The sequence below is a fragment of the Fictibacillus phosphorivorans genome (genome assembly GCF_023715845.1).
GTDB lineage: Bacteria > Bacillota > Bacilli > Bacillales > Fictibacillaceae > Fictibacillus > Fictibacillus phosphorivorans_D.
Genome location: NZ_JAMBOR010000026.1, coordinates 33,035 through 51,187, shown reverse-complemented (window position 1 = coordinate 51,187; position 18,153 = coordinate 33,035). Strand labels below are relative to the sequence as shown.

The 18,153-nt window shown below is 41.3% G+C and carries 20 protein-coding genes; 18 read left to right on the top strand and 2 right to left on the bottom strand.

Going from position 1 to position 18,153, the window contains the following annotated elements; translation table 11 throughout:
- Window positions 1-263 precede the first annotated feature (263 nt).
- From M3206_RS16700 to M3206_RS16670, 7 genes are all read left to right on the top strand, one after another.
- Window positions 264-1,220: a heme-dependent oxidative N-demethylase family protein gene (locus tag M3206_RS16700; protein ID WP_251313644.1), complete on the top strand. Its 957-nt coding sequence runs from the start codon at window positions 264-266 to the stop codon at window positions 1,218-1,220.
- Complete coding sequence (locus M3206_RS16695) at window positions 1,217-1,675, top strand: hypothetical protein (protein ID WP_251313643.1); 459 nt, start codon at window positions 1,217-1,219, stop codon at window positions 1,673-1,675. The genes M3206_RS16700 and M3206_RS16695 overlap by 4 nt, the downstream gene beginning before the upstream one ends.
- 11 nt (window positions 1,676-1,686) lie before the next feature.
- Window positions 1,687-2,640, top strand: coding sequence for a PDR/VanB family oxidoreductase (locus tag M3206_RS16690; protein WP_251313642.1), 954 nt, complete (start codon window positions 1,687-1,689; stop codon window positions 2,638-2,640).
- A gap of 129 nt (window positions 2,641-2,769) precedes the next feature.
- The gene (locus M3206_RS16685; protein ID WP_251313641.1) at window positions 2,770-3,942 is read left to right on the top strand and encodes an MFS transporter; all 1,173 of its coding nucleotides are present in this window, start codon (window positions 2,770-2,772) and stop codon (window positions 3,940-3,942) included.
- Window positions 3,943-4,035: 93 nt separating this feature from the next.
- On the top strand, window positions 4,036-4,266 hold the full coding sequence (locus tag M3206_RS16680) for an excisionase family DNA-binding protein (RefSeq protein ID WP_251313640.1): 231 nt from the start codon (window positions 4,036-4,038) through the stop codon (window positions 4,264-4,266).
- An 85-nt stretch (window positions 4,267-4,351) separates the two neighbouring features.
- Window positions 4,352-5,191: an STAS domain-containing protein gene (locus tag M3206_RS16675; RefSeq protein ID WP_251313639.1), complete on the top strand. Its 840-nt coding sequence runs from the start codon at window positions 4,352-4,354 to the stop codon at window positions 5,189-5,191.
- Window positions 5,192-5,352: 161 nt separating this feature from the next.
- Complete coding sequence (locus M3206_RS16670; protein ID WP_251313647.1) at window positions 5,353-5,847, top strand: M15 family metallopeptidase; 495 nt, start codon at window positions 5,353-5,355, stop codon at window positions 5,845-5,847.
- 46 nt (window positions 5,848-5,893) lie between these two features.
- On the opposite strand, the gene M3206_RS16665 is transcribed toward M3206_RS16670, so the two are convergent.
- Window positions 5,894-7,558, bottom strand: coding sequence for a glutamine--tRNA ligase/YqeY domain fusion protein (locus tag M3206_RS16665; protein ID WP_251313638.1), 1,665 nt, complete (start codon window positions 7,556-7,558; stop codon window positions 5,894-5,896).
- Window positions 7,559-7,721: 163 nt separating this feature from the next.
- On the opposite strand from M3206_RS16665, the gene M3206_RS16660 reads away from it, so the two are divergent.
- The 7 genes from M3206_RS16660 (at window position 7,722) to M3206_RS16630 (ending at window position 13,518) form a co-directional block, all read left to right on the top strand.
- Window positions 7,722-8,648: a dipeptidase gene (locus M3206_RS16660; protein ID WP_251313637.1), complete on the top strand. Its 927-nt coding sequence runs from the start codon at window positions 7,722-7,724 to the stop codon at window positions 8,646-8,648.
- 32 nt (window positions 8,649-8,680) lie between these two features.
- The gene (locus M3206_RS16655; protein WP_251313636.1) at window positions 8,681-9,703 is read left to right on the top strand and encodes a P1 family peptidase; all 1,023 of its coding nucleotides are present in this window, start codon (window positions 8,681-8,683) and stop codon (window positions 9,701-9,703) included.
- 263 nt (window positions 9,704-9,966) lie between these two features.
- Complete coding sequence (locus M3206_RS16650; RefSeq protein WP_251313635.1) at window positions 9,967-10,650, top strand: SIMPL domain-containing protein; 684 nt, start codon at window positions 9,967-9,969, stop codon at window positions 10,648-10,650.
- A gap of 49 nt (window positions 10,651-10,699) precedes the next feature.
- Window positions 10,700-11,029, top strand: coding sequence for an ArsR/SmtB family transcription factor (locus tag M3206_RS16645; protein WP_251313634.1), 330 nt, complete (start codon window positions 10,700-10,702; stop codon window positions 11,027-11,029).
- Window positions 11,030-11,050: 21 nt separating this feature from the next.
- Window positions 11,051-11,977 carry an ABC transporter ATP-binding protein gene (locus M3206_RS16640; RefSeq protein WP_251313633.1) on the top strand — a complete coding sequence of 309 codons (927 nt, stop codon included), beginning with the start codon at window positions 11,051-11,053 and terminating at the stop codon, window positions 11,975-11,977.
- Window positions 11,974-13,071, top strand: coding sequence for an ABC transporter permease (locus M3206_RS16635; protein WP_251313632.1), 1,098 nt, complete (start codon window positions 11,974-11,976; stop codon window positions 13,069-13,071). Before M3206_RS16640 ends, M3206_RS16635 begins: the two co-directional genes overlap by 4 nt.
- Before the next feature lie 24 nt (window positions 13,072-13,095).
- Window positions 13,096-13,518, top strand: a complete 423-nt coding sequence (locus M3206_RS16630) for a DUF6526 family protein (RefSeq protein WP_251313631.1) — start codon at window positions 13,096-13,098, stop codon at window positions 13,516-13,518.
- Window positions 13,519-13,792: 274 nt separating this feature from the next.
- On the opposite strand, the gene M3206_RS16625 is transcribed toward M3206_RS16630, so the two are convergent.
- Entirely contained in the window at window positions 13,793-14,755 is a 963-nt protein-coding gene (locus M3206_RS16625) for a LacI family DNA-binding transcriptional regulator (protein ID WP_251313630.1), read from the bottom strand.
- 92 nt (window positions 14,756-14,847) lie between these two features.
- Between M3206_RS16625 and M3206_RS16620 the strand changes: the two genes are divergently transcribed.
- The 4 genes from M3206_RS16620 to M3206_RS16605 all read left to right on the top strand — a co-directional run bounded on the left by M3206_RS16620 (window position 14,848) and on the right by M3206_RS16605 (window position 18,144).
- Window positions 14,848-15,018 carry a hypothetical protein gene (locus tag M3206_RS16620; RefSeq protein WP_251313629.1) on the top strand — a complete coding sequence of 57 codons (171 nt, stop codon included), beginning with the start codon at window positions 14,848-14,850 and terminating at the stop codon, window positions 15,016-15,018.
- Window positions 15,019-15,151: 133 nt separating this feature from the next.
- Window positions 15,152-15,913, top strand: a complete 762-nt coding sequence (locus tag M3206_RS16615; protein ID WP_251313628.1) for a threonine/serine exporter family protein — start codon at window positions 15,152-15,154, stop codon at window positions 15,911-15,913.
- A 14-nt stretch (window positions 15,914-15,927) separates the two neighbouring features.
- Complete coding sequence (locus M3206_RS16610) at window positions 15,928-16,383, top strand: threonine/serine exporter family protein (RefSeq protein ID WP_251313627.1); 456 nt, start codon at window positions 15,928-15,930, stop codon at window positions 16,381-16,383.
- A gap of 339 nt (window positions 16,384-16,722) precedes the next feature.
- Window positions 16,723-18,144, top strand: coding sequence for an alanine/glycine:cation symporter family protein (locus tag M3206_RS16605; protein ID WP_251313646.1), 1,422 nt, complete (start codon window positions 16,723-16,725; stop codon window positions 18,142-18,144).
- The last annotated feature ends 9 nt before the right edge of the window (window positions 18,145-18,153 follow it).

Genomic DNA, 18,153 nt, shown 5'->3' with positions numbered 1-18,153 from the left:
GGCAAACTGGACATGGCGAGGGCCATGTCCAGTTTAATCCAGGTGTGTTTATTCAAAAATAATACTTAAAAACAACACAAACCCCATTTTCAACAAAGTTGAAATGGGGTTTGTCTACGTTCTGAGAAGATCGACTTTAACTAGTCGATCTTCTTTCATTCTATTAGAGTTCTTTTAAAAATCCTTTTTGTTCGAACCTACTTTTCTTAAAGACTTTTTTTCTTTACAATGAATTATAAGAATATTCTGTAAAGGGTGAAGTCATGAAGTGGGATGATGATCTTGAAAATTTTCCGTATCCGTTTAAAGGTTTGACTTACCGCTACTCAAATAACTCGATTCCTATGAAGACTCCACTTAGTGTAGAAGTTACACGAGATTATATACAAGAAATAATGTTAAAGCGTCACCTCTTAACCCATCATCCAGAACGCTGCTATCAATCACTTTCTCATACTCTTACAGGTCAATGGGAAATTGTTGAGTTGGTGATCGAACATCTCCTTGCACAGTATCCTGACAAGTTTTCATTAGAGACCAATGGAGCACAATGGACATTTTACAATAAAATCTTAAATGAAAAGCATGAGTTTACTTTTGGGGTGGAAACGAGTCTTCCTTGTGAACCATTAAAATTCATAAGCCGTCATGTTCAAGAAGATCTTATTTTAATGATGCAACGGGATGGGGATTTGTATCTTGATGCAGGACAGCTTTGCTTTCCGGCAAACTGGTCATTGGCATTCAATATAGGTATGGACTTCAAAAGCATCCATCATCCTATCCCAGGTTTTCATGAAGAAGGACTAGATGAACGCATTCTGCAATTCCTCATGAGACTTGAAGCAGGTAATCCATGGGAAAGAAAGAACTGGTCGCTCATGGCAGGTGACAGGCTGGATACTTCACTAGAAACGTTTGATCAGTGGGGGAAATTAAGGAAACAGGTGACCAAAGAGAATGCGGGTGAACTTGTGCATATTCGTGTAGAAGTTCAAAAGCTTTTTAGACTCCCTCGTACGAACGCTATCCTATTTACAATCCATACTCATCTACTGTCATTAGAAAAATTGGCTACGAATTCTGAGTGGCTTAAGCAGTTTTATGAAATTCTTTCTGAACTGCCTCCACATATTACAGATTACAAAGGGATTGCTTTATATAAAGAGGCAGTGCTGGATTATTTAGAAGAACGACTGGAAAGCGGGAAAGTTTTATGACCCTTAACGCCGGCTTTGTACCAGGAAAAAGAAAGTATGTCATTTGTGGAGATCAAGAAGGTTTAAAACAATTAAGTTGTTTAATAGAACGGATAAAAGAAGAAGGGTTGTTACATGAAATATTTGTATGGGAAGGTCATGTAGAAGACTCACAGCTATCCAATTATTTAATGGATCAAAAGATGGGGACGTATCTGTATGTGGCCGTGCCCCATAGGCAACTCCAAAAAGTGAAACGAGTTGTGGAGGTCACTGGGTTAACTGACGAAGAAGCCCGATACATCGGTTACGGTGAAAAAGTAATAAGGGTGTTTTGCTGCAGGTGTCATGAAGTAAACGAGGTAACAAGCCATTTAAAAGAAATAAAATGCCACCAATGCAAGCTTGAACTTTCCGTTTCAGATCACTACTCGGTCTATCATAACGCCGTATTAGGTTATGTGGCAAAACTTTAGGGGTGGGTGCTTTGTATAAAGAAAAAACGATTCCGGTTGTTGTTAACGATATTAGGGATGAGACAGCATTTGTGAAAAGATTTAGGCTTTCTTCAATTGATGGTAAGCCACTTCCGAAATTTAGTGGTGGTGCTCATATTTCCACGTATATCGAGGCTAAGGAATTGCTCGTCAGACAATACTCCTTAACCAGCAACCCGGATCATACACAACACTATGAGATCGCCGTCCGCTTAAGCGATATTTCCAGAGGTGGTTCTCGTTATTGGCATAAGAGTATGAAGGTTGGAGACAAGCTACATATCAGCTATCCTAAAAATCATTTTCCTCTTAGTTTTAAAGCGAAGCACCATGTTTTTTATGCAGCTGGCATCGGGATCACACCATTTTTATCGATGATGAAAGAACTGCAATCTAGGAATGCTTCCTTCGAACTTCATTATGCTTCTAAATCAAGAGATGCCTGTGCTTTCTATGATTTTCATCAGAAACATTATCTGAATCATTGCCGTTTCTATTTTTCTAATAAAAAAGAGCGAATCAGCGCATCTTCTTTAGAGGAACACCCTATCGGAACTCATGTCTATTTTTGTGGCCCTGACACATTTATATCAGACCTAACGGGGTCAGCATATCAGCTAGGCTATCCACCATCCGCTGTACATATGGAACGTTTTACCCCGCCACAGCCGAAAGAGATGAAACCATTTCACGTTCAATTAACTGATGGAACGCTGATTCAAGTCAGTAAGGATCAGACGTTGCTCGAAGCACTCCTGAACAATGGAGTTAAAGCACCGTATTCATGCAGAGTAGGCAGGTGTGGCACAAGTGAACTCCAAGTCATAGAAGGCGAGATTGCCCATTATGATTCCTTTTTGAGTGAAGAACAAAAACGGGATCAATCAAGAATCTTAACTTGTGTTTCACGTGCGAAGTCAGAATTGTTGGTGTTAAATGTATAGCTCATAACGAGCTAATCTTTTTTAAAAAAGTTTAATCAGGTGTATAATTTAGGAGTTCAAGCTTTGTTTAAGTCTGTCTGAATTACTTTCAGCAGACTTTTTTATTTCATAATGCTAGGAGTTTTTAGATTGAAGCATCGAACTCTATTGGTCTATCTTGTCGCATTTGCTGCTTTTCTTGGTCCTTTTTCGCAGACCATATACGTACCTCTCATTCCGGAGGTTACGAAAGAACTTCATACTACTTCTTTTTTAGTTAATTTTTCAATATCCATCTATACTATTTTCTTAGCACTCATGCAGATGGTTTACGGACCGCTAACGGATTCGATCGGGCGGCGAAAAGTCATGCTCGCAGGAATCGTTATTTACTTGGTTGCAACGGTTGGTTGTTTTCTTTCGGGCTCCATTGAATCCCTATTAGTTTTTCGTTCTTTACAAGCTGTTGGTATTGCAGCTGGTTCAGTTGTTGCTGTCACGGTAATCGGTGATTTATTTGAAGGAAAAGACCGAATTCAGCCAATGGGCACCTTCCAGATGATGGTTTCGCTTGGTCCAGTTCTCGGTCCTGTGGCTGGTGGATTTATAAGTGGTTCATTTGATTTTCATGTCATCTTTATTGCTTTACTCTGTGTGGGAACGATTGTTTTAGCAGGTAACTTTGTTTATCTAAAAGAAACGAAGCCTCCAAGCAGCAAAAAACAAAACTTTAAGTTCACAGATTTTATTAACATTCTAAAAAATCGAATTGGATTTTCAGTAATCGGTATCGGATTTATCCAATACTACGCGCTTTATAACTTTTTGGTATTCCTACCGGGAATCATGAGTGAACGTTACGGCTTATCTGTAGAACAAAAAGGACTTGTCTTTCTTCCGTTATCACTTGGCATTGTGGTTGGAAGCTTTGTTGGAGGAAAACTGCGACGTTTCGAAGAGAGAAAAGTCGTCGTAGGCACTGCATTCCTTAATGTCTTGTCACTATTATTTTTCATTCTAGTATCAGATGTTTCACTTCGAATGTTAATCGTATCTATCAGCCTATTTGGATTGTTTCTGGGCATGTCTCTGCCTGTGCAGACGGCGTTGCTCACTCAAGAATTTCAGAAGAACCGGGCCACTGCCATTGGCGCTTATAACTTTTTCCGCTATATGGGCATGTCGATTGGACCATTACTAGGAAGCTTTCTTTTCCATATCGGGAGTTATAATCTAGCATACGGTTTCGTCGATGCTATCTTGTTCATGTTCGCCTTGATCATGAGTAACCAACTATTAATGAAACGAAGATCATTCCCATAGATTTGGAATGGTCTTTTTTTGGTATATTGAAAGCACTGACTTCATGAGGTAATCTTAGGTTAAACCAATGTTAAAAAAGGGAAGAGAATCAGTATGTATTTAACTATTAAAGAAACAGCCGAATATTTATCAATGCCTGAAGCGGTAGTGGAGAGTCTGATTCAACAAAAAAAGATTCGTACGATCTTTGACGGGAGTCAGCACCTTATTAACAAGGAACAGTTCAACACACACTTTGAACAGCTTGAGAAGTATAAGAAATTGGTAGAGGAATACTTGAGTGAACCGATTCCAGAAGACTGGGATGCAAAAGATGAAGATTAGTAAAACTAAAAATTGTAAATAGAATTTCCTCGATATATGATTAAGATGACAAGAGAATACGGGAGATTGGGAGAGTGTAAAAGAAATGCATAGAGATAAAGCACTGCATTCTTTTTTAATTGAAAAAACATGGCAAATGACCGAGGAATGGTATGCTTCTATCGATAAAAGCAAAGCCACTGGTGTCTATGCTTCTACAAATCCTAATACGATAGCTACACTAAAAAAGCAGAATCATGAGTTTCATCTACATTTCTGTGAAGTATTTGTTAAAGAGGAGTCAGAGTTTCTAAGTGACTTTGAACCATGGGTCGTCATGATCGCAAAGGATGATGAACATTTAAATACACCTGTGACCGTAATCATGAACGAGTTCTTTAACGTGCAGCGGCAGTATCTTGGGTTCGTAAAAGAGTTTGCAAACCTTCATAAAGGCGAATATACACAAGATACTATAAACTTATGGACTGATATCATCATCAACACATTTAATAAAATCGTGACATGGTTCGTGGAAGAAAACCAAAAGTATAGTGAAGAAAAGTTGTTTGCACAGCAAGAAATGATCAATGAACTGAGCTCTCCTGTTATCGCACTCAATAATCATATGGGACTTCTTCCGTTGATTGGTGTGATTGATACGGCAAGAGCAAAGCTGATCGTAGAAAACACGCTCGAACAATGTACCGAAAAAGACATCTCCCATCTTTTAATCGATTTATCGGGTGTTTTGATCATCGACACGATGGTTGCTCAGCAAATTTTCTCCTTAATAGAGACGCTTGGTTTGATAGGGGTTAAATCAACACTTTCAGGGATCAGGCCAGAGATTGCTTTAACGGCCATACAACTTGGGCTTTCTTTCGACCAAGTTACTATTAAATCAAATCTCGCACAAGCACTCGCTTCAAAAGATTTTTCATAGACTGGGGTTAAACCTGGTCTTTTTTTATGCCTTCCTTTCATAGTAATAGAGTATAGTGAAACATTTCCTGCACACGAACGTTAAAATGAAAAATAGATTGCTAGATTCTGGGGGGATTATCTTCAGTGAAATGGATAACAAGAGTTGTATTTGTCTCGTTAATGGGTTTTCTTGCGTTTTTAATTATAGATGAGATGAGAAAAAAGAATGTTCCGATGCCAACTGAGATCCACCCACTCGTTGCTGAAAAGAGAGATCAACTTGTCCAGAAAGCTGCCCAAAAAGGAATAAGGATTGTGATTACGGATGATTTCCGTTCAGCAGAAGAACAGGATGAACTTTACGCTCGTGGCAGAAGTACGGGAGGAACGGTTGTTACACATGTGGAAGGTGGGGAATCCTATCATAATTACGGGCTGGCGATCGATTTTGCGCTTCAACTGAAGGATGGAAGGGTCGTTTGGGACTTGGAGCGCGATGATAATAAGAATGGAAAGTCTGATTGGATGGAAGTTGTACAGATTGGAAAAGAATTAGGCTTTGAATGGGGAGGGGACTGGATTGGTTTCAAAGACTATCCCCATTTGGAGATGGATTTTGGACTGAGTATACGCGAACTTCAATATGGAGAGCGACCCCCGGTTAATCATAAATGATAAATAAAAAAGCAGGTCTCCTTAGCGGGAAACCTGCTTTTGCTTCTTATTTAAGCTTAAATGAACTCTTTAATGAAACGATTTGATTAAATACGATTTTATCTTCTGTTGTATGCTTTGGGTCCACGTTGAAGTAGCCGTGGCGGAAGAACTGAAACTTGTCATGTGGCTTCACGTCCTTCATGTTAGCCTCGATGAATCCCTGTTTTACGATAAGAGAATCTTTGTTCACATAATCCAAGAATGTCTTGTCTTCGCTGTCTTCCTCGTTATCGATATCAGCATCTAAGATCAATGGCTCATATAAACGGAACTCAGCAGGAACGGCTTGAGAAGCTTCTACCCAGTGAAGTGTCCCTTTTACTTTACGTCCTGTAAATCCAGTACCTGACTTCGTTTCAACATCATACGTACAATGAAGCTCAATCACGTTGCCGTCTTCATCTTTAATGAAGTCTTCACATTTAATGAAGTATGCATGCTTTAAACGTACTTCATTTCCAGGGAAGAGACGGAAATACTTTTTAGGAGGGTCCTCCATAAAGTCTTCGCGTTCAATATAGATTTCACGAGAGAAAGGAATTTGGCGTGTGCCCATCTCTTCGTTCTCAGGGTTGATCTCGGCATCAAGCATTTCAACCTGGCCTTCAGGGTAGTTTGTGATAACCACTTTTAGCGGATCAATGATACCCATCGTACGAGGCGCTTTTACTTTTAAATCTTCACGGATGAAATGTTCCAGCATCGCCGTATCAGCGGCACCAGAGCCTTTTGATACCCCGACAGCTTTTACGAATTCAACGATAGATTCAGGTGTGTAACCTTTTCGGCGCAATCCGGAGATTGTCGGCATGCGCGGATCATCCCATCCATCCACATAGCCTTCGTCTACAAGCTGCTTTAATTTACGCTTACTCATGACGGTATTGACAAGACCTAAACGGCCAAACTCGATTTGCTGAGGCTTGCTCTCCATCTCACATTCTTCTACGACCCAGTTGTAGAGAGGGCGTTGGTCTTCAAACTCAGTTGTACAAAGCGAGTGTGTTACGCCTTCAATCGCATCCTCGATCGGATGAGCGAAAGCATACATCGGGTAGATGCACCACGTATCACCCGTGTTATGGTGAGTAACATGAGATACACGGTAAAGGACCGGGTCACGTAAGTTAATATTTGGTGAGCTCATATCGATTTTAGCACGCAGAACCTTCTCGCCATTACCAAACTCGCCTTTACGCATGCGATCAAACAAGTCTAGGTTCTCTTCAACAGAGCGGTTGCGGTAAGGACTTTCTTTACCAGGCTCAGTAAGTGTTCCGCGGTATTCGCGAATTTCATCTGCGTTCAGGTCATCAACGTATGCCTTTCCTTTTTTAATGAGAAGTACAGCACGTGCGTACATTTCTTCAAAGTAATCAGAAGCATAACGAAGGTTTTCCCACTCGAAACCAAGCCATTCCACATCTTTCTTGATTGCATCTACGTATTCTTGATCTTCTTTTAATGGATTTGTATCATCAAAACGCAGGTTTGTTTCCCCGCCGAATTCATCAGCTAATCCGAAGTTGATGACAATCGATTTTGCATGTCCAATATGAAGATATCCATTAGGTTCTGGAGGGAAGCGAGTCACTACCTTTTTGTGCTTTCCTGATTCCAGATCGTTCTGGATGATTGTTTTAATAAAATTCGAAGAACTATTCTCCATCCCGTATCAAGCCTTTCCTTATATGTAAACTAAAGTATACTTTACATTATAACAAAAACAATTTTCAACTAAACGTATTCTTTTGTTCGTTAAGGATTATATTTAATCACCAATTCGTCTTATAATAATGTAATAAATATTCAAAAGAACGGTGGGGCTAAAGATGAATGTTATCGATCTACATTGTGACGCATTGTTAAAACTATGGGAAACAAAAGGTAAATTGCGGTATGCGGACGCGCAAGAGCTTTCGACAAATAAAAAAAGACTCCAAAAAGGTAAGGTAAAGGTCCAGTTCTATGCGATCTTTGTAGAACCATTCATACCATCCGATCAAAAGTTCCAGGCGGCACTCGATCAAATTCATTACTTTTACAACGAGGTTTTAGGAAAAAATTCAGAAATCAAACATGTGAAGGAATGGAGTGATCTTCCTCAAATAAAAGATGGGGAGATCGGGGCAGTGCTGACGCTGGAAGGTGTAGAAGCGATCGGTGATGATTTAACGAAGCTAAACATTCTTTATCACCTTGGCGTTCGGCTGATCGGGCTTACGTGGAATCATGCAAACCTTGCAGCGGATGGCGCACAAGAACCGCGTGGAGGTGGATTAACGTTATTCGGAAAAGAGATCGTTCGGTTTAACAATCAGCATAAAATTTTAACGGATGTCTCTCATCTATGTGACCAAGCATTTTGGGATGTGATGCAGATTGCGAAGTACCCTTTAGCGAGCCATTCCAACTCTCGGGCATTGTGTGATCATCCACGTAACCTTACAGATGAGATGGCGAAAGAAATGTTCCGAAAAGGCGGCGTGATCCATGTAGTATATAACCCTCCTTTTACAAAGAGTGAGGGGTCATCAAGTATTTCAGATTTGATCAAACATATCGATCATTTCTGCGCACTTGGGGGAGTGAAACAGATTGGACTAGGCTCTGATTTTGACGGAATCGCTTCACATATTGTGGATTTAGAGGACGCTTCTAAGACACAGAACTTGATCAATGAATTGTTAAAACATTACTCAGAAGAAGAAGTGAAGGGATTCGCGCATCGAAACTTCTTAAACTATCTTCCGAAATAATAAAGATTTATAGATTGTAAGGGGGTGTAGTTGTGAAGATTCGAGATCGAGGGATCATTGTCGGAACTTTGTCTACAGGGAAGAAAAACTGTATTACAGATGTAAAAGGCGTGAAGGTCGGTCATGTTACGCTGGATAAACCGATCGATGAAAATGATCATGCATGCACAGGCATTACGGCAATCTTACCGCACGATAGTAATTTGTTTCGAGAAAAAGTTACGGCTGCCAGCTATGTGATCAACGGCTTTGGCAAAACTACAGGGCTTGTTCAGCTGAATGAACTCGGGGTGCTGGAATCTCCGATCATGCTGACGAACGCATTTGGCGTACCTGCTGTTACACAAGGAACGTTGGAGTATATGTTGGAGCAGTGCCCTGAGATTGGTGAGACGACAGGAACGGTAAACGTTGTAGTGGGAGAATGCAATGATAGCTACCTTAATTCGATCCGCCTTTTTCCTGTAAAAGCGGAGCATGCCATCGAAGCCATCCAGAACGCAATGGATGAAGCTGTGGTGGAGGGAGCTGTCGGAGCTGGAAAAGGTATGATCTGTTTTGGTTACAAAGGCGGAATCGGAACCTCATCACGTACCGTATCTGAATCGTATACACTGGGCTGTTTAGTACTTAGTAATTTTGGTAAGAAGGAAGAATTTAAATACGGTCCGTTAAAAGGTGAAAAGGTAGAGGGGTTATCGGAAACGAGTGATGGTTCCATTATGATTGTGCTCGCAACAGATGCACCGTTAAGCGATAGACAGCTTTTACGAGTGGCGAAAAGATGCGGGATTGGGCTCGGACGAACGGGCAGTCATTTTGGCAACGGCAGCGGTGATATTGTGATCGCCTTTTCTACAGCGCACAAAATTCCTCATACTTGCGAGGGTGAAACTGAGGTTCGTACTCAGCTCCGAGAAGATCACCCTGTAATGAACGAACTTTTCACGGCATCTGCAGAAGCAACGGAAGAAGCCATACTGAATTCGTTATCTCAAGCTGAAACAACAACTGGGAGAAAAGGGCATGTCGTTTCCGCTTTTCCTTTTCGATAGCTAGAGCATTTTTACGGTACGTGTTTTTATATTTTATTACACGTTCGCTCAAGATTTCTGAGTTTCGCTCAAAAATGCCGAGTTACGCTCAGAATCGTCGAGCTACGCTCAAAACACCTTTTGTTTCGCTCAGAATTTTCATTTTTCGCTCAACATAGAACTAATAAGACCGTCTCTTATAAAAGGAGGCGGTCTTATTGCCTTCTTTTATCTTACAGCTATGCATAGTTTTAATGGAGCAGGTAAATGAAAGGAGCTTTGTGATGTATTACAGCTATCCGAGTTATCAAAACATGGGATTTAGACAGATGAACGAAGAGTCAAGACCAAATCGATTAACGGTTACTGGTGAGGGTTCTGTTTCAGAAGTGCCTGATCAGGCGATGATCACAATCGGAGTTATTACTGAGAACATGAACCTAAGTACGGCACAATCAGAAAATGCTGCAAAAACATCATCGGTCATCCAGTCTTTAATGTCATCAGGTATCGCACAGCAAGATATCCAGACATCCACTTATCGGATCGAACCGCAATATACTTACGAAAACGGGCAGCAGACATTTCGCGGATACCGTGTGGAACATCAGCTTCAAGTCACAATAAAAGATATTCAAAAAACAGGTCAGATCATCGATCAGGCTGTCGCGAATGGAGCTAATTCTGTTTCGTCCATTCAGTTTTCTGTAACGAATCCAGATGCTTTTTATAATCAAGCTTTGACGGCTGCTATTCATAATGCCCAGCAAAAAGCAGTGGCTATGGCGCAGGCGCTTCAAGTCACACTCCAGCCGGTTCCGATCTCTGTTCAGGAATTGTCGCAGCCTCTTCCGCCGCCTCCAATACCTTTCCAAGCTGCAACGCTTGCACAAGGTGCTGGTACGCCGATTCAGCCAGGGGAGAATAAGATCACGGCTACTGTAAAAATCGAATACACCTACAGGTAGGACAGGAACAAATTGACAACTTCTTTCACTTTGCGCTATACTTAACCAAATGGTTAAATATAATGCTGATAATTTAAATGATGTGTTTTCTGTTTTATCAGACCCCACCAGAAGGAGTATTATCGAGCAGCTGTCAAAGGGGGAAAGGAGTGTTCAAGAGTTAGCAGAGCCTTTTGATATGTCGCTCCCTGCGATCTCAAAGCATTTAAAAGTTTTAGAGAATGCAGGACTTGTAACGAAAAGGAAAGAGGGGCGTTACCGGTATTATGCGATAAAACCCGACTCGATGGAAAATGCGTGCGAGTGGATGGATGCGTTAAAAGAAGTATGGTCAAGGTTTGAAGGGATGTTTGGCTGCAGTAAAAATAAAAAGCAGTGATAAAGGTCTGGAGTGTGAAAAATGGAGTCATCCGAAGAAATTATTAAAGTACAAGGGCTAGTTAAACGATATGGGGATTTTACTGCAGTTGATGGCAGTGAGTTCTCTGTACATAAAGGGGAAGTGTTCGGACTGCTTGGCCCAAATGGTGCTGGTAAAACAACAACACTTGAAATGCTGGTCGGGCTTCGTAAACCTGATGAAGGTACTGCGATTGTTGGCGGGTATGATATTACTCGTGAACTCGATAAAGTGAAGGAAGTCATAGGGGTGCAGCTTCAATCAACGACTCTTTTTGAACTTCTGACAGTGGAAGAGATATTGCATCTATACGGAAGTTTTTATCGGGAACACATCTCGATTCCGGATTTGATTGAAGACATGCTTTTGACAGAAAAGAAGAATAGCAGGATTAAGGGATTGTCTGGAGGGCAGAAGCAGCGTCTTGCGATTGCACTGGCACTCGTTCACGATCCGCAGATTATCTTTTTGGACGAACCGACTACAGGTTTGGATCCGCAAGCGCGAAGAACGCTTTGGGATATTATCCTCCGCTTAAAAGAACGTGGTAAAACGGTCGTGCTGACGACTCACTATATGGATGAAGCACATGTCCTTTGTGATCGCATTGCGATTATGGACCAAGGGAAGCTGATCGCCCTTGATACGCCTGGTGAACTCGTGAAAAACCTCCAATCCGATAGTGCGGTAGAATTTCGGTTTGATGAAGAAGCGGATGTCGTACTGTCAGAAATCGAAGGAGTTAAACAGGTGGGGAGCCAGAAAGATGTACATATCCTTTACACGGATAATCTTCAACAAACACTTACGAGCTTAATCGCAATAGCTTCTGAAAAAGAATTGAGGCTGGTAGATTTGCAAACTAGAACAGCAACACTTGAAGATGTATTTATTCATATGACAGGAAGAAGGTTAAGAGAAGGATGAGAGCCTATTATCAACTGACGTTAGCCCAGCTCCGGATTTTCCTTCGAAACCGGCAAGTATTGTTTTGGACCCTCGCTTTTCCGATCTTTTTAATGATCATGCTCGGATCGTTCTTAGGTAACGGCAATGGCATCTCTTTGACTGTAGCCGTAGTGGATCAGGACAACAGTGAGCAATCGAAGTTATTGGTAAAAGAACTTAAGAAAAACAAGGCCATTACAATCGAGAAAAGTTCAGATGAAAAAAACATGCTACAACTGCTGAAAGATGGTGATCTGCAGCTTGTTGTAACGATTCCAGAAGGATATGCGAAAAGTTTAGCCGCCGGTGAAGGGACGAATCCGTTCAAACTGCCAGTCTATTATAACGAGACGAATCTAACGGTTTCACAGGTTGGACTGCAACTCGTCAATAATGCAGTAGACACGATCAGTAAAAAGCAAGTAGATTACAAGCCGGTTGTTGTTACAGATTCTAAAGGTGTTGAAGCTTTGAATCTGCGCTACATAGACTTTCTCGTACCGGGAATTGTAGCGATGATGATCATGAGCAACAACATGAATGGTGTGGCCGGTCAGATTTCCTCATGGCGTGAGAGAGGAATCTTGCGGAGGATGCAGGGAACAACATTGAAAGCATCCACTTTTATTGCGGCGCAGATTACAGCTCGCTTCATGCTGAACGGTCTGCAAGCGATGATTGTGCTTGGCGTAGCCTGGGCAGTCTTTGGGATTGAGGTCCGCGGCTCATGGCTGACGGTTGTTGCTTTCGTAACTCTTGGGACGTTAGCGTTTATGGCGATCGGTTTTATTATTGCAGGTATTGCGAAGACCCCTGAGAGTGCGGGACCGATCGCGGGATTCCTTTCATTCCCGATGCTGTTCTTAGGCGGTGTGTTTTTCCCGATAAAAGATATGCCAGAGTTTATTCAGCCGATCGTTCAGGTACTGCCGATTGCTCATCTCAGTCATGCACTTCGTGAAACGATGAACGTGGGGGCTTCATTCATGGACCTCGGCATGGAAGCGATTATTCTGAGCTGCTGGCTTATTGGGGCGTTTATCGCCGCAAGTTTTACATTCAAGTGGGAGTAACTTCATAGAGAAAGAGGAGAAAAGATGGAAACACAACATTATAAAAATCATGCACGGACGCACCCGATCTATCATTATGTGTTAAGCTTGCTAGTCGTTGGGGGGCTGATTGCGAGCATCGTATATTTAGTTAAAACAGAGGACGCTTTTTTAGGAGTGATTCTTGTCGTAATGTCCCTTAGTATGGCTGTTACGTTTGCTCTGCTTCGAATATATCCATTGAAGGCACAGGATCGCGCTATTCGTGCTGAAGAGAACCTGCGTCATTATGTGTTAACGGGAAGATTGTTAGATTCGAAGCTGACTCCCGGTCAGATCGTAGCTTTGCGCTTCGCACCAGACAACGAGTTTCCTGGATTAGCAGAAAAAGCAGCGGCAGAGAACATGAATCCAAAAGAAATTAAACAAGCGATTAACAATTGGAAAGCAGATCATCATAGAATCTAGCGATTTCAGATAAAAAAGGGGCTCAACAGGTGAAAGATTATGTTGAGCCCCTTTAATGTGTGAATGAGTCGGGAAATCGGATGTCTTGAGCGAAAAACAGCAGAATCGCGGCGGTTCGACAAGCATCTTGAGCGAAGAAACGCAAATAACGGCGGTTCGACAACAATTCTGAGCGAAACTGGCCAAGGCTAGAGCGAACGTGTAATAAATAAAAGAACACGTACCGTAAAAAAACCACAAAAAACGAACTCAATCATGTTGAGTTCGCTCATTCTCATACCGTCTCCCGCTCAATTAACTTAACAGGAATCTCCTCATGTGTAACACGCTCTCCATCCATGGCTTGATGAAATAGCTTCCGACCGACTTCTACGAGCGGGATTTCTAGTGTAGTAATATGCATCACTTTTGAAATGGGCTGGTTATCGAACCCCATAATCGCTAAGTCTTCAGGAATAAAAATGCCTTGTTCTTTGCAGCAAGTTAATATACCTGCTGCCACCTGATCACTCGTGACTAAAAGTGCTGTCGGCCGCTCCTTCATCTGCACGAATTCGGTCACAACTTTCACTCCGTCTTCAAAATTAAAACACCCTGAAAATATGAAATCTGAATGGAAGGACAAGGAGTTTTCCTTTAAAAAATTAACATAAGCTGAATGTCTTTGTTTACTGTTTGTTCCCGATTTTCTTCCGATACAATACCCAATCCGCGAATGTCCTTTTTTATGAAGATAATCTAAAGCGATAGAAAAACTTTTATAATGGTCAACGAACGTACAAGAAACCTCCTTTTCTCGTGCGTCTTCACAAAGAACGATTGGTCCGTACTGAGTGAAATCCTTGATTGCCTTCCAGTCGCATATCCGCGAACAGATGATTAATGCATCGATTTGCTTATTCTTAAGCATGGTCAACGCTTCAATCTCTTTTTCTTCTTCATAATTCGTTTGGATCAAAACAAGCTTGTAGTTATGCGTGAGAGCAGCATTTGCTATTCCATCGATAAGCAGCCCAAAATAGGGATGGTTTGAGAAAGGAACTACCACGCCTACTAAAAAGGTTTTTCCTTTACTTAAATGTACCGCATTGATATTCCGCTGATAGTTGCATTCCTCCATCGCTTTTCTTACGGCTTCCGCTTTTTCGGCACTCACATAGGGATAATCGTTAAGGACACGTGAAACAGTAGTCACTGATACTCCGGCCATTTTTGCGACATCTTTTATATTTGCCATACTCAGTCCTTCTTTTCTAAAAAGATTTTTCTTGCTTTGAAACGCGTTTCATAAATTATCCTCTGCTTATAAAGTAAAAGGAGGAATAAATCATGGTTATTCTAACAGGTATCATGAGTTTGATTTTCTTGTGCGGAACAATTATTATACTCTCATCATTCCCGATCGCCTTGCACGAAAGTAAGGGTTTTATACGAAAAAAATCTGATCGAAAGGATCCTTTCAGCTATCTATTTGATGTGTATGGTAAATCGAACGGTTAAGTTTATTCTAGTAACATTTGTAAACTTGTTCAACTTCATTGCCGTCTATACGCCAATCAGTTAAACTGTAAAAATATTAATTGTTACATTTTGGGTAGAATGAAGGTAAGTACGAAATTGGAGAGTATGCGTAATGGAGATGGAAAAACAAGAAACATATGACATAATGGCGGTTTGTTTATTGGCAGGTAAAATTATGCTGCAAAGCGGAGCGGAAACGTATCGAGTCGAGGATACGATGATGCGCATTGCAGCTTCTTTTGGTGCCAAACAATCTCACCCCTATGTAACACCGACAGGTATACTTTTTTCTGTTGAAGGAAACGAACCTACGAAAACCAAGCTGATTCGCATTATCGAACGGACGACAGACTTAGAAAAAGTAGCGAATGTTAATGGAATCTCCCGTAAAATAAGTGCTGGCGAGTACACGATCGAGGAAGCATATAAGGAATTAAAGAAGATTAGTGAGTCTGGTTCACCGTATTCGCTTTGGGTGCATGTTCTTGCAGCTGCGATTTCATCTGGCTGTTTTTTAATCATGTTCCAAGGGAACTGGGGAGACTTTTTTCCGGCTTTCGTCACGGGCGGTTTAGGTTTTCTTTCTCTCCTCTATTTTCATCAGCTCGTACCGATTAAATTTTTCTCCGAGTTTTCGGCCTCCCTTTTAATAGGCTTACAGGCTCTCTTTTTTGTTTCAATCGGAATAGGTGGAGAACTAGATAAGATTATTATAGGATCGGTGATGCCGCTCGTACCGGGTCTTTTGATCACAAATGCAGTGCGTGACTTGATGGCAGGTCATCTCATATCTGGGCTCGCAAAAGGTGCTGACGCCTTCCTGACTGCCTTTGCCATCGGGGCTGGGATTGCCGTTACATTTTCATTGTTATAGAAAGGAGCGTCACGATGACGATTATTGAACAGCTTATCACGAGTTTTATCGCGTCGGCGGCTTTCGTTATCATTTTTAATGGGCCGAAACGCTCTTTATTTCATTGCGGCCTAGTTGGAATGGTCGGTTGGATTTTATATTTTCTCTTAGAGACTAATGGGGTGGATATGGTACTTGCAACGGTGATCGCAGCTTTCTCCATCGCGATTGCCTCACAATATTTTGCTAAAAAGTATAAAACGCCTGTTATCATCTACAGTGTTGCAGGTATTATTCCCCTTGTTCCGGGTGGTATCTCCTATAATGCGATGAGAAATTTCGTGCAGAATGATTACAATCTGGCTATAAATCTGGCAGCAAAAGCTTTTATGATATCTGGGTCCATCGCTATAGGGCTCGTATTCTCAGAAGTGATCAACCAGATAATCCGAAAATCAAAGTTAAAGACAATCGTTAATAAGTCTCAGTAAAACCAAACCAGCTGAATCTAAAAGCTGGTTTTTTTATGTGTACATATTCGAATATATTCTACTAGAGAAATGACTGTTATTGGGATTCAACTAGTAACTTGTACGTTACTAAAGATACAAATGTCCATACTGGAAAGAATTTTATCTTGTTTTCTGATTTCTTTTCATTTAATAATAGAAAATACCTAAGTGATGAAACCTGTCACAATTTGTAATCGTATATGATTTATTTTATAATTACAAATAGAGTAAATTTTCAGTCAAATACAAGGGGGTAAAGTTTTGAACAGCTTTGAAACGTTTGTAGGAGATTTAGTTGGGATTCTTTGGAGTCAGCCAATGATTTATTTTTGTTTGGGCGTCGGGCTATTATTTTCTCTTTTAACAAGGTTTTTGCAAGTCAGGCACTTCAAAGAAATGATTAAACTAATGCTGGAAGGTAAAAGTTCTAAAGCCGGGGTATCTTCGTTCCAAGCTTTAGCAATCGCGTTATCAGGTCGAGTAGGAACAGGTAATATTGCCGGTACTGCAACTGCGATCGGTTTTGGGGGACCGGGTGCGGTTTTCTGGATGTGGATGATCGCGTTTATCGGTGCATCCAGTGCTTTTGTTGAATCAGCGCTTGCTCAGGTTTATAAAGTTAAACAGGACGGCGAGTATCGTGGTGGTCCTGCGTATTATATTGAAAAGGGAATTGGCTGGAAGTGGTATGGAATCATTTTTGCTGTATCGGCTCTAGCAGCGATGGCTCTTTTAATGCCTGGTATCCAGTCTAACTCAATTGCTGCTGGAATGGAAAACGCATTTAATATTAGTCCAGTCGTTACGGGTATTTTCTTAATACTCATTTTAGGTACCATTATTTTTGGTGGTGTAAAACGGATCGCAAACGTAGCACAATATGTGGTTCCGTTCATGGCGATTGGATATGTACTCGTTTCATTAATTATTGTGGCTTTCCATCTTACACAGATTCCTGAAGTGTTTTCGCTTATTTTCAGAAGTGCATTCTCTTTTGATTCTGCATTTGGGGGAATTGTGGGTTCTGCGATCATGTGGGGCGTTAAGCGTGGAATCTATTCCAATGAAGCAGGACAAGGTTCGGGACCTCATCCGGCTGCAGCTGCAGAAGTTTCACATCCAGCGAAGCAAGGTTTGGTGCAAGCCTTCTCTGTATATATTGATACTTGGCTCGTATGTACTGCAACCGCCTTTATGATTCTCTTTACTGGAATGTATAATGTTCAAAATGAAGCAGAAGGCAATTTTATTGTTGAAAACATTCCTGGGGTTGAAGCAGGGACTGCCTTTACGCAAGAAGCGATTGAATCTGTCCTGCCTGGTTTCGGTTCTGGGTTTGTCGCTGTATCCCTATTTTTCTTTGCATTTACTACCATTATGGCTTATTACTATATCGCTGAGACAAATATTGCTTATCTCATGCGGGGGCGTAATAACAGAATTCCGATGTTCTTGCTAAAAATCGTACTGTTAGGAACTACGTATTATGGAGCTGTTAAAACGGCTAGCCTAGCTTGGGCACTCGGAGATCTCGGTCTTGGTGTTATGGTTTGGCTGAACTTAATTGCCATATTGATTCTGGCTAAACCAGCATTAGCTGTTTTAAAAGACTATGAGCAACAAAAGAAAGCAGGACTTGATCCAGTATTCGATTCCACTAAACTGGGCATTAAGAATGCTGAGTATTGGGAAGGTGGATATAAGGAAGCAGAAGGAAACAAGGAAGAAAAAGTTTCATAGTCAATCGAA